The sequence below is a fragment of the Streptomyces ossamyceticus genome, from assembly GCF_001418475.1.
GTDB classification, from domain to species: domain Bacteria; phylum Actinomycetota; class Actinomycetes; order Streptomycetales; family Streptomycetaceae; genus Streptomyces; species Streptomyces ossamyceticus.
Map to the genome: position 1 here is coordinate 1 of NZ_LIQX01000214.1, position 9,420 is coordinate 9,420.

11 protein-coding genes are annotated in these 9,420 nt (G+C 67.3%); 2 read left to right on the top strand and 9 right to left on the bottom strand.

The features are described 5' to 3' along the window. From AOK15_RS17315 to AOK15_RS17350, 8 genes are all read right to left on the bottom strand, one after another. Positions 1-153 (bottom strand): mobile element transfer protein (locus AOK15_RS17315; protein ID WP_055517764.1); only part of this gene is annotated, 153 nt, incomplete at its 3' end. A 12-nt stretch (positions 154-165) separates the two neighbouring features. Further along, positions 166-894 carry a DUF2637 domain-containing protein gene (locus tag AOK15_RS17320; RefSeq protein WP_055517767.1) on the bottom strand — a complete coding sequence of 243 codons (729 nt, stop codon included), beginning with the start codon at positions 892-894 and terminating at the stop codon, positions 166-168. Positions 895-972: 78 nt separating this feature from the next. Further along, positions 973-2,280: an FtsK/SpoIIIE domain-containing protein gene (locus tag AOK15_RS17325; protein ID WP_240508472.1), complete on the bottom strand. Its 1,308-nt coding sequence runs from the start codon at positions 2,278-2,280 to the stop codon at positions 973-975. Positions 2,281-2,369: 89 nt separating this feature from the next. Further along, a complete protein-coding gene (locus tag AOK15_RS17330) occupies positions 2,370-2,717 on the bottom strand; it encodes an SCO3933 family regulatory protein (RefSeq protein WP_055517769.1) in 348 nt (115 codons plus the stop codon). Positions 2,718-2,923: 206 nt separating this feature from the next. Further along, entirely contained in the window at positions 2,924-3,745 is an 822-nt protein-coding gene (locus AOK15_RS17335; RefSeq protein ID WP_055517772.1) for a protein phosphatase 2C domain-containing protein, read from the bottom strand. After that, positions 3,742-4,602 (bottom strand): sigma factor-like helix-turn-helix DNA-binding protein, encoded by an 861-nt coding sequence (locus tag AOK15_RS17340; RefSeq protein ID WP_055517775.1) that lies wholly within the window; start codon positions 4,600-4,602, stop codon positions 3,742-3,744. The genes AOK15_RS17335 and AOK15_RS17340 overlap by 4 nt, the downstream gene beginning before the upstream one ends. A 175-nt stretch (positions 4,603-4,777) precedes the next feature. Beyond that, a complete protein-coding gene (locus tag AOK15_RS17345) occupies positions 4,778-5,173 on the bottom strand; it encodes an ATP-binding protein (RefSeq protein ID WP_055517779.1) in 396 nt (131 codons plus the stop codon). A gap of 98 nt (positions 5,174-5,271) precedes the next feature. Further along, positions 5,272-6,126 (bottom strand): helix-turn-helix domain-containing protein, encoded by an 855-nt coding sequence (locus tag AOK15_RS17350; protein ID WP_079058540.1) that lies wholly within the window; start codon positions 6,124-6,126, stop codon positions 5,272-5,274. A gap of 566 nt (positions 6,127-6,692) precedes the next feature. On the opposite strand from AOK15_RS17350, the gene AOK15_RS17355 reads away from it, so the two are divergent. Then, complete coding sequence (locus tag AOK15_RS17355; protein WP_055517781.1) at positions 6,693-7,895, top strand: IS110 family RNA-guided transposase; 1,203 nt, start codon at positions 6,693-6,695, stop codon at positions 7,893-7,895. Between the two features lie 63 nt (positions 7,896-7,958). Beyond that, positions 7,959-8,237 (top strand): hypothetical protein, encoded by a 279-nt coding sequence (locus tag AOK15_RS17360; protein ID WP_157870279.1) that lies wholly within the window; start codon positions 7,959-7,961, stop codon positions 8,235-8,237. A 55-nt stretch (positions 8,238-8,292) separates the two neighbouring features. On the opposite strand, the gene AOK15_RS46070 is transcribed toward AOK15_RS17360, so the two are convergent. Then, on the bottom strand, positions 8,293-9,420 hold a 1,128-nt coding region (locus AOK15_RS46070; RefSeq protein WP_420876921.1), incomplete at its 5' end, for a ComEC/Rec2 family competence protein.

The window sequence follows — 9,420 nt, forward strand, 5'->3', positions numbered from 1 at the left end:
GGCGAGTTCGGCGGCGGCGCGGGAGTCGTACTCGGCGGAGAAGTCGCAGCGGGGCGCGGTGCAGGCGGCCAGGTGGCGGTGCTTGCCGCGTTCGAGGTAGGAGGCGACGTTCACGGGGCCGATACGGCGGACGTTGCGGAAGCGGCGATGCATGGCGGTCCCTTCTCAGAGGTGAGCGGCGACGGACGCGGTCATGGACGGGGGCAGGCCGAGCCTGGCGCGTACGGCATCGGGGTCGGCCGGGTGGCCGGTGGCCGAGCGGTGTTCGTCGGCGAGGGCCCGGACGCGGTCGACGAGCGCGGGAGGGAGGGCGACGGCGGGAACGGGCTCCGAGGCCCGATCGAGGGTGGAGTCGGTCACCGGTTCAGCGGTGGCGATTGGCTCGTTGGTGGTGTGATCGGGGGTAGGCAGCGCGGCCGGGTCGGGCCTGTCGACGGCAGCCGGGGTGGAGCGGAATTCCTCGTGCCGGTCGGTCGTCGACGGGGCCGGGACCTCTGGCGCTTCCTGGGGGTGGTGTGGTGTGTGGGCGAGGAGCGTGCCGCCGAAGAAGGCGACGGCAGGCCAGCCCGCGACCATGACGCGCAGCCAGGCAGGTACGTGATCGAGGTCGAGGAGCCCGGCGGTGGCGACGTTGGCGCCGAGGGAGGCGGTCAGGGCCACCAGGAACCACAGCCGCGGCCCCACAGCGCCCATCCCTGCTCGTTGTGCCTGCCGCATCCGGCGCCATGCTGCGACCAGCAGCAGGTCGACGCTGATGGGGTAGGCCCACGCCTTCCAGCCGCCCTGTCCGGCCGCTTCGGCGAGGTCGTGCAGGTGGGAGAACGACAGGGCACCGGCGATGACGGCCTGGACGATCACGGCGTCGACTCGCAGGCGCTTGACCATGGCGGTCATCGGGTTTCCTTCCGGTTTTCGGCATGGGAGGGGTAGGGACGTGGCGCGAGATGGTCGCGCCGGCCAGGTGGGAAGGGGCTACTCGGCCACCGGCTGGGCGGTGGGAACCGCAGCCGCGGAAGAGGACGGTCCGGCGGACTCGACGGCGACGGCGGGCCGGAAGGAGTCGAGCCGGGGCAGGTCCGGCATCAGAGCGGCGGTGTCGCGGCAGACGGCCGCCGCTTCGGCGAGGGTGAAGTGTGGTGCGCGGACACGGGACCAGCCGCCGGAGGAGTCACCCACGACGGCGACGCCGGGGCGTTCGGCCGGGATGGCAGTAGCGGCGAGAGCCGCCTCCGAGGAGATGTCGGCGAGTGCCATGTTCGCCGAGGCTTCGTCGTTGACGCGGTGGCAGACACGGCCGGTCAGCTGGGCCCGGAGCATGGTGGCGCCCCTGCCGAGTTCGGAGCCGAAACGCTGCCCGCACACCTCCAGGAAGATGCCGGCCGCCCGTCCGAGCTGGGCGAGGCGGATGAGCTTGGAGACCATGGCGTCCCGTCGCTTCTCGTCGTCCCGGTTCGCGGCGAGGAACAGTTCCGCCACTTCGTCGACGACGACCACGACCGGCACCGGCCGTACGGATTCCGGCAGCCCCCACACGTCCGAGGTGAGCACGGCGTCCGGACCGGCCCCGCTGCCCGCACCGCTTCGGAGTCCGATGAGCCGGAACCGTGCCTCCATCTCGTCCACCAGGACGTCGAGGAGTTCGTCAGCCCGGTCGGGAGTTTCGGCGAGCGCGGACAACCGGGGTGCGAACGGGGCGAGTTCCACGCCCCATTTGCAGTCGATGCCGACGAGCACGACCGGCTGCCGGGCCAGACCGCACAGCAGGTTGCGCAGGTAGACGGACTTGCCGGACTGTGTGGCGCCGAGGATCAGTTCGTGCGGCACGGTGCGGAAGTCTCGTACGTGCCACTCACCGTCTTCCCGCAGCGCCAGCGGCAGGCAGAGCGGATCGGACCCCGGCCGACGCCGGGGCGGCTTGACCTCGGCGAGCACGTCCCAGCCGACCAGCCGCAGTTCGAGCCGTCCCGGCTTGGTGGTGCGGACGTACACGGCATGGACGCCCCAGGCGTGCCGCAGCCGGTCGGCGGAGGCCATGAAGTCTTCGGGAGCCTGCCCCGCCGCCATGCGCAGCCGCATCAGGAGACCGGACCCGGTCGGCAGCGGGAACGACCGCCGAGGCGGTACCGGCGCGGCCTGACGCCCGATCATCCGGGCGGTGGCCCGACGGACGGCCGAAGCCGGGACCGTCAGACCACACGCGTCCATCGTGTCCCGGTACGACACGAGCACCCGCAACGCGGCTACCGGATAGCCGATGACCCACCAGAACACGACCGGCATACGACGGCGCACGACCAGCAGCACGCCCAGGACCAGCAGGACCGGCAGCAGAATCGACAGCGGAACCCGGAATCCGTCGGTCACGGCGATCAACCCTGAACCGGAGCCGGGGCGTTGACCATGACGGCGTCGGCCCGGTAGGCGATGCCGTGCCGGGCGCGCCCGCCGAACTCGCTTTCCCAGGGCCGGGCGACCAGACCCGACAGGATGACCGGGGCACCCATGACCAGGCCGTCACCGATGCCCTGCTCGGGAACGGTCACCTTGATCATGTCCGAGCCGCCGGCCGCGATGAACACCAGCTCCACCGTCATGAGCCGCTGGTTGGTCACCGGGTCAACGGCGACCTCACCGGTCTGCCGGTCCCTCACCTTGACCTCCGGCAGCTTGGTGATGAGCAGCGTCGCGGCCGAAGTGTCCACAGGGATGACACGCATTGTCTGTACCTCACAGGGTCGTTGCTGCCCTCTCCTGAGCAGCACCATTTCAACTGGATACCCCCCTAGACAGCGCAAGGGAGGGTCACCCCCTCATGAACTGTCTAGGGGGATACGCAGCTAAAGGTAAGCGGCCGCCGGGCGAACTGTCTAGGGGGGTATACGAGTTGTCGCGACGACCTCACCGCTCGCGTGAGCGGGTTGCGTCAGTCCAGCGTCCAGTGGAGGGCGGTCGCGTCGTCGCGTGCCTTGCCCCGCGGCCAGCGTCGACCCGCGGGGTCGTCGGCCTCAGCATCACGCACACGGCGGATCAGCTCATCCGGTCCGAACGAGTCAAGGACGGACAACACCTCTGGCCAGTCGGCGAGTTCGAACCGGTCGACGAGGCGCGTGGCGCCGTCGCTCAGCAGCGTCACGGACGCCAGCGAGTCCACCGGCACCGCCCCGGTCAGGGCATGCTCGGCCGCCCGTGGATCGGGGCCGGCGATCCAGAAGCCGCCCGGCCGGTTACGGAGCCCGGTCAGGGCATCCCTGTACTCGGCGAGCGCGGCACTGTGTTCCGGCGAGCCGGTGGGCAGTTGGTCGACAGCCCCGCGCAGCCGCTTGCCGACTTCGTCCAGGCGCCGGTCGGTGACGACGGTTGTACGGCCGTCCCTGTCTGCCAACAGCAGGGAGGAGTCGCCGAGAACGAAGTACTCCAGAACTTCCCCGCCGAGCCGCGCGGCGACGACGGTACTGGTGGGACTGGCCCGGTAGGCGAGGTCGCAACTGTCCTCATGCAGGGACCGGACGAGACTGATCGAGTCGGCGAGGCAGTCAGCGAGCGGCCGGGAGGGAGACGCGGTCATGCAGCGCAGCAGTAGAGCGCCCAGGGTTCCGGAGAACCAGGCAACGCCGTGCGTGCACCCAGTCTCGGCCCCACCCACACCGGCACCGTCGAGGACAACCGCCGCGCCAGGAGCGGCAGCGGCGAAGTCCTCGTTCTCGCGGTCGGGTTCAGCGGGCAGCGTGGCGAGGGCGAACCTCACCCCGCCGCCTCTGTTGCCTCTTCGTCGTGCCTGTAGAGGGGGCAGAGCAGTTCGGCGGACTGCGGTTCGCTGGTCTCGGGGTCGTACTCGACGCCGACCAGCGTGGAGAACTGGCGATCACCGACCTGCCCCCACAGCGTGTTCAGGTCGTTGGCAAGCAGATGCACCACGCCGAGAGACCCCTGGGTGTGGATACCGGCGATGGCGAGCAGCGAACCGTTGCCGTCCGGGCGCGGCAGCCGACCGAGGTATCCGACGTCGTACGGCCGGGCCGGCTCGCTGTCCTGACCCGACCGGTAGACGGTGCCGGTGCGCCGGTCCACCACCGTCCAGGGCCCGTCTTCCGCGCGCTCCCAGCTCAGAACGGGGTCTTGCGCGTAGGTGTCCCACATCTCCTGAGACATGCGCGGCCCGCAGACGACGACCAGGCCGTCTCGGTTGAGGTCGATCTCGCCACCGACCGACACATGCTCCGAGGCGACTTCGAGCCCGTATGCCCGCGCAAGGTCTTCCAGCCGCTTGCCGGAGCTGACGTCGTCCATGGCAACGACCGTCCGCCCGCGCTCGTCATCACGCCGCAGAGGGGTGGCGACGACGACGGAGCCCCGGCCGAGGAAAGCCCCTTCCGGCGCCGGGCCGGTGTGCCGGATCTGGTGGATGCGCCCGCGGCTCAGGCCCGCCTTCTCGGCGATCTGCGCATACGACAGCCCTTGCGCGTGCAGGTCCTGGACCACTCGGCGACGGAGGCGAGCCAGTTCAGTCACCTCCTGCTGTGCATCAGCCAACCGGGTCGTGACCTCACGCAACAGCCGGTACGGATCATCAATCGCCATGATCCGCTGCAACTCGTCCGACATGACCTCACCTCCTAGCACTAACCAGGAGTCTAGGGCCCTAGACGGAATGGGCGGGAGACGGCGTCCCGTACGTACGCCGACCACGTAGAACCGCGACCGCCTGCCGGGCACACCTCGAGGGCTCACCCGTCACCGCCAGCCAGGCGACCAGAGACCACCGTCGAGGCGGGCGCGATCACACGCTCTCCCGCACCAGGTCCGCCCACACGGTCCGCCCGTCGGGCCAGCTCTTGATACCCCAGTCCTTGGCACACGCGGCCACCAGCGCCAGGCCGCGACCACCTTCATCCCGGTCCGTCACGTCGCACAGGTGGGGCTCGCGTTCACCGCCCACGTCGACTACCTCGATGCGCACAAGGTCACTGTCGTCGCCGAAGGTGACGACCACGACGAACCAGCCGCCGGCCGCGCCGCTCAACGAATGCCGCACAGCGTTGGTCGCAAGCTCACTGACGACCAAGACCGCGTCGTCGACCGGTCCTCGCTCCTCCAACAGAGCAGCGACGAAGCGTCGAGCATGGCCCACCTCCTCGGCCAGGCCGGGAAAGGCGCGGCACCACTTGGTTCGCATGGGAGATCCCTCACTCTACGTCTAGGGGGCTAGACAGCACAACGGCAGAGTATTCCCATGACTGGATCCCGAGATAGGCATGCAGGGGAATTATTCCTCTATCGAGTGAGGGTGTCTCCCAAGCTGCGGAAGTCCGCCATCGACCGCAACAGCAGCTCCCTGACCTCGCCGCCGAAGATGGCCGCTTCCTCGAAGCGAGCGAACGTCTCCTCGTAGGCGGCCAGTTCGACGGAGTCAGCCGACACACGCTCACGATCGAAGGTCTCGACGACAACGGCCCGCTTGTCGCACAAGGTGAACCCGTGACGAGGCAGCACCGGCACCCGCCGACGCCAAGGGATGACCCCGAGCCGCACCGTGTCCAGGCTCTCGACAGCCAGTAGCCGGTCGAGCTGGGCGAGCATGAGCGCCGGAGTCCCCGGCCAGGTACGCAACACGGCTTCGGTCAGCACGAACACCGACTCCCGACCAGGCTCGTACAACACACTCTGACGCTCGATGCGGGCAGCCACCGCCCGGCCGACGGCATCAGGCGGAGAGTTCGGCAGACTCGCGAAAACGTGCCGGGCGTACTCCGCGGTCTGAAGCAGGGCTGGCAGCACAACGCACTGGAACGACCTCACCACTTGCGCGGACCGCACCTCTTCATCAACGGTTCTACCGGCGGCCGGAGTTGTGTCGTCTGCCGGGTGGCCGGCACCCGGAGCGCTCATCACGGCCTGCAGCAGCTCACGAACCTCATGAGCGGTCAACTCATCGAGGCCGAGAGCCCGTGAGAGCCGATCGAGCACATCAACGCTCGGAACCATGCGCCCGGTCTCGACCTTGGACACAGTCGGCTGCCCCACCCCGGCACGCTGCGCCAGCCCAGCACCCGTCAGCCCAGCCTCTGCCCGAAGAACCCGAAGACGCGCACCAAGCGCCCGCATCCGCTCCCGCCGCTCACTCCCCATGCTCAGGGTTCTACACCACAGGGCAGCACGAGCATGATTCAAACTTTCTCTACTGGTTCAAGTGCGGCTCGCTCCGCTCCCCGCGCGCGGCCCGGCCCCCGGCCGGGCCTGCGCTCATGTCTCCGCCCCGCTCCAGCCCGGCCGGCGCCCGTGCCGCGCGCACAGCGATCAGCCTCTTGCCGTAGAGGAGAAACGTCGTGGCTGGGGCGGTCGGCTCCACGGCTTTACGGAGCCACTTTGGCGCGAGCCTCGAAGATCATGGCCCCAACGTCGTGCTTCACCGGGCAGGTCCACAGACTGCCCGACGCGCCGGAAGCTTACGGGGCCATGATCACTCGCGCCAAAGCAGCGCCACCCCAAAGCCGCTCCGTAAGTTGTTTGGCGGTCCGGAAGAGTGGGGTGTGGCTCTAAAGTCGCTTGCCCCCGGTGGCTCCGGTGGAGTGGCCGCCCCGCTCTTCGGGACGCCTGGCCGCTGATTGAGATCTGCGCATCGATCGCTGTTTACGGAGCTGACGGCGGGTGTTCCTCGGGCCGAACGGCATGCTTCCTGAACCGAGGAGACGCACATGGCCGAGCAGCTGACCCGCCTCTGGGTGGGGATCGACGCCGGTAAAGCCCATCACTGGCTTGCCGCGGTCGACAAAACCGGGGCAACGATCTGGAGCAAGAAGATTGCCAACGACGAGAGCGCGATTCTGACCGCCCTCGGCGAGATCCTCGCCCTCGCCGACCAGGTCCACTGGGCCGTTGACATCGCCGGTACCGCGTCCGCACTGTTGCTGGCCTTACTCGCCGCCCACGGCCAACAGGCCGTCTACGTTCCCGGCCGGACGGTCAACCGGATGTCCGGGTCCTACCGCGGTGAAGCCAAGACCGACGCCCGCGACGCCTACGTGATCGCAGACACCGCCCGGCTGCGGCGGGACTTCACCTCCATCAGAGTCCCCGCACAGCTGGCAGCCGATCTGGCTCTGTTGACCGGTCACCGCACCGATCTGATCGCCGACCGGGTCCGCATGCTCAACCGGCTCCGCGACGTGCTCACCGGGATCTTCCCCGCTCTGGAACGGGCCTTCGACTACGCCGATCACAAAGGCGCGCTCATCCTGCTCACCCGGCACCAGACCCCGGCAGCCATACGGCGCCACGGCCAAGCCCGCCTCACCGCTTGGCTCAGGGGACGCAACGTCCGCAACCCCGACGCAGTCGCCACCACCGCCTTGCAGGTCGCCAGGACTCAGCACGTCACGCTGCCCGGCCAGGATGTCGCAGCCGGCATCATCGCGGACATCGCCACGCAGGTCCTCGCCCTGGACGACCGGCTCAAGCACATCGACCAGCAGATACGGCAGACCTTCCGCACCCACCCCCAAGCCCACATCATCGAGTCCCTGCCGGGCATGGGCCCCATCCTGGGAGCCGAGTTCATCGTCGCAGCCGGTGACTTGAGCGCTTACGCAGACGCAGGCCACCTCGCCTCCGCCGCCGGCCTCGTGCCCGTTCCACGCGACTCGGGACGCCGCACCGGCAACCTTCACCGCCCCAAGCGCTACAGCCGACGTCTCCGCCGCGTCTTCTATCTCTCCGCCCAGACCAGCATCATCCGCGAAGGCCCCAACCGCGATTACTACGTGAGGAAGCGGGCCGAGGGCTGCAAGCACGTCCAGGCCGTCATCGCCCTCGCCCGCCGACGTGCCAATGTCCTGTGGGCGCTCTTGCGTGACGACAGGCCTTTCACTCTCCATCCACCCGTCGCCCAAGCCGCCTAAACGGGCCAGCGCACCCGCCTACCTGGCGATAGCCTGCGGGCCAAACCAGAGAGGCGGACCCCAGTGGGCTTCGACGCAGAACGATCAGCGCGCATCGCTGCCATGCAGGAAACCGCCCGGCCCGTCTGGGAGGCAACTGGCGACACGGACGCACTCCAGCAGTTCCTCAAGGACAACGGGTGTCACGGAGTGGAAGCCGTGTTCGTGACCATGGGCCTGCTGCACTGCGATCTTGCCGAAGCTCAACGAGCCTTCTTCAACGCCCCGTGCCGCGACGCCGAACGCCGCTTCCACAACCGCGCCATGGACCTGCTCGAAGAGGCCACCGCCCACGACGCCTGACAGCCCGAGCGCCCCTTGACTCGCCCATTAAGACTCCGCCGACCTTTTGCGCATCTCAAAGGCGCACAGCGACTTCCGTGCCACGAACTAGCCAGTCGTCGCCATCCCAGCGCACCTGCACATGCCCCATTCGCATCTGTGGCGTAAAGGATTTTGTCGCAGCTCTGATCATCTTATGAACATCGGGAGATCGAGAACTACGAGACTTCTTCTTGCTACTGGTGAGATACGCCCGATCGCAGGTATTGCGAATACGCTCCACATCCGATTGGCGCGGCAGAGAAACGCTTCCGCGTTGGAAGGGGGAAAGGAGAGCAACGACCCCCTTCTCAAGCATGTGCTCCCAAATCTCAGGGCAGTCGCCATTATAGGAGCCATGGTGTGCGACCTTGAAAACCGTTGCCTTCCCCTGAGGGCGCACATCGTGATCAATTACCGCGTGCCACCCTCTGGACCGTCCCCGCTTATAGTGCTCCAAGTCTCCGCCTAGCAGAATGGACCCAGTCCCTGTCTGCAATTGCAGGACGACACTTAGGTCGTTCGGCTCCATGCTCGGGATGCGGTACACACCCCCCGGCGGGGCAACCAGGGAAGCTATATGACTCAATCCGCGAAAGGTATCATCGTCTGATGGGCTCAACGACCAAACTTCATTGACTAGCAAATCTGGTCTACGCAGAAGCAGCCTGCCGGCAACTGCCAGACCCATTTGGAAACCGCTGTCAGCGCGACGTTCTTCCACAATCTTGCGCGTTTTCGCCAGTTCAGAGACTCCGGAAGAGAATCTAGAAGACGGCGGCGGCAAAAGGGTCAGGGCATGAAATTCCTCCCGAGTTGTGGCGCTTGCAGCGAAGAATCTAGCTTTCTTCGAAGCTTTTAGCACCTCAGAGATACCGCGCACGTGATCGTCATGCCAATGTGAAGCCACAACGGCTACAACCGAGGACGCCGGATCCACTCCAATGCGGGAGAAGTACTCGAGCGCTACCGGGTTCTTCGTAACCGGGTCAACGCAGGAGTCTACTACTAGCCATTCATGGCTACCTAGGTGCACAACGATGCATTCGCCCAGTCCAGGCCCAAAGATGCTGACCTCGATCTCATCTGGCTGAGGCGGCTGCTCCAGTACGTCAGGAAGACGTGAACCTCCGAGCAAAACTAACCTCGTGCTTTCACGAAGTGG

Excerpts from the sequence above, each read along its gene's own strand:
- AOK15_RS17355 (WP_055517781.1), top strand. The coding sequence starts at position 6,693 with ATGGCCGAGCAGCTGACCCGCCTCTGGGTGGGGATCGACGCCGGTAAA.
- AOK15_RS17350 (WP_079058540.1), bottom strand. The coding sequence starts at position 6,126 with ATGGGGAGTGAGCGGCGGGAGCGGATGCGGGCGCTTGGTGCGCGTCTT.
- AOK15_RS17340 (WP_055517775.1), bottom strand. The coding sequence starts at position 4,602 with ATGTCGGACGAGTTGCAGCGGATCATGGCGATTGATGATCCGTACCGG.
- AOK15_RS17325 (WP_240508472.1), bottom strand. The coding sequence starts at position 2,280 with ATGCCGGTCGTGTTCTGGTGGGTCATCGGCTATCCGGTAGCCGCGTTG.
- AOK15_RS17345 (WP_055517779.1), bottom strand. The coding sequence starts at position 5,173 with ATGCGAACCAAGTGGTGCCGCGCCTTTCCCGGCCTGGCCGAGGAGGTG.
- AOK15_RS17320 (WP_055517767.1), bottom strand. The coding sequence starts at position 894 with ATGACCGCCATGGTCAAGCGCCTGCGAGTCGACGCCGTGATCGTCCAG.
- AOK15_RS17330 (WP_055517769.1), bottom strand. The coding sequence starts at position 2,717 with ATGCGTGTCATCCCTGTGGACACTTCGGCCGCGACGCTGCTCATCACC.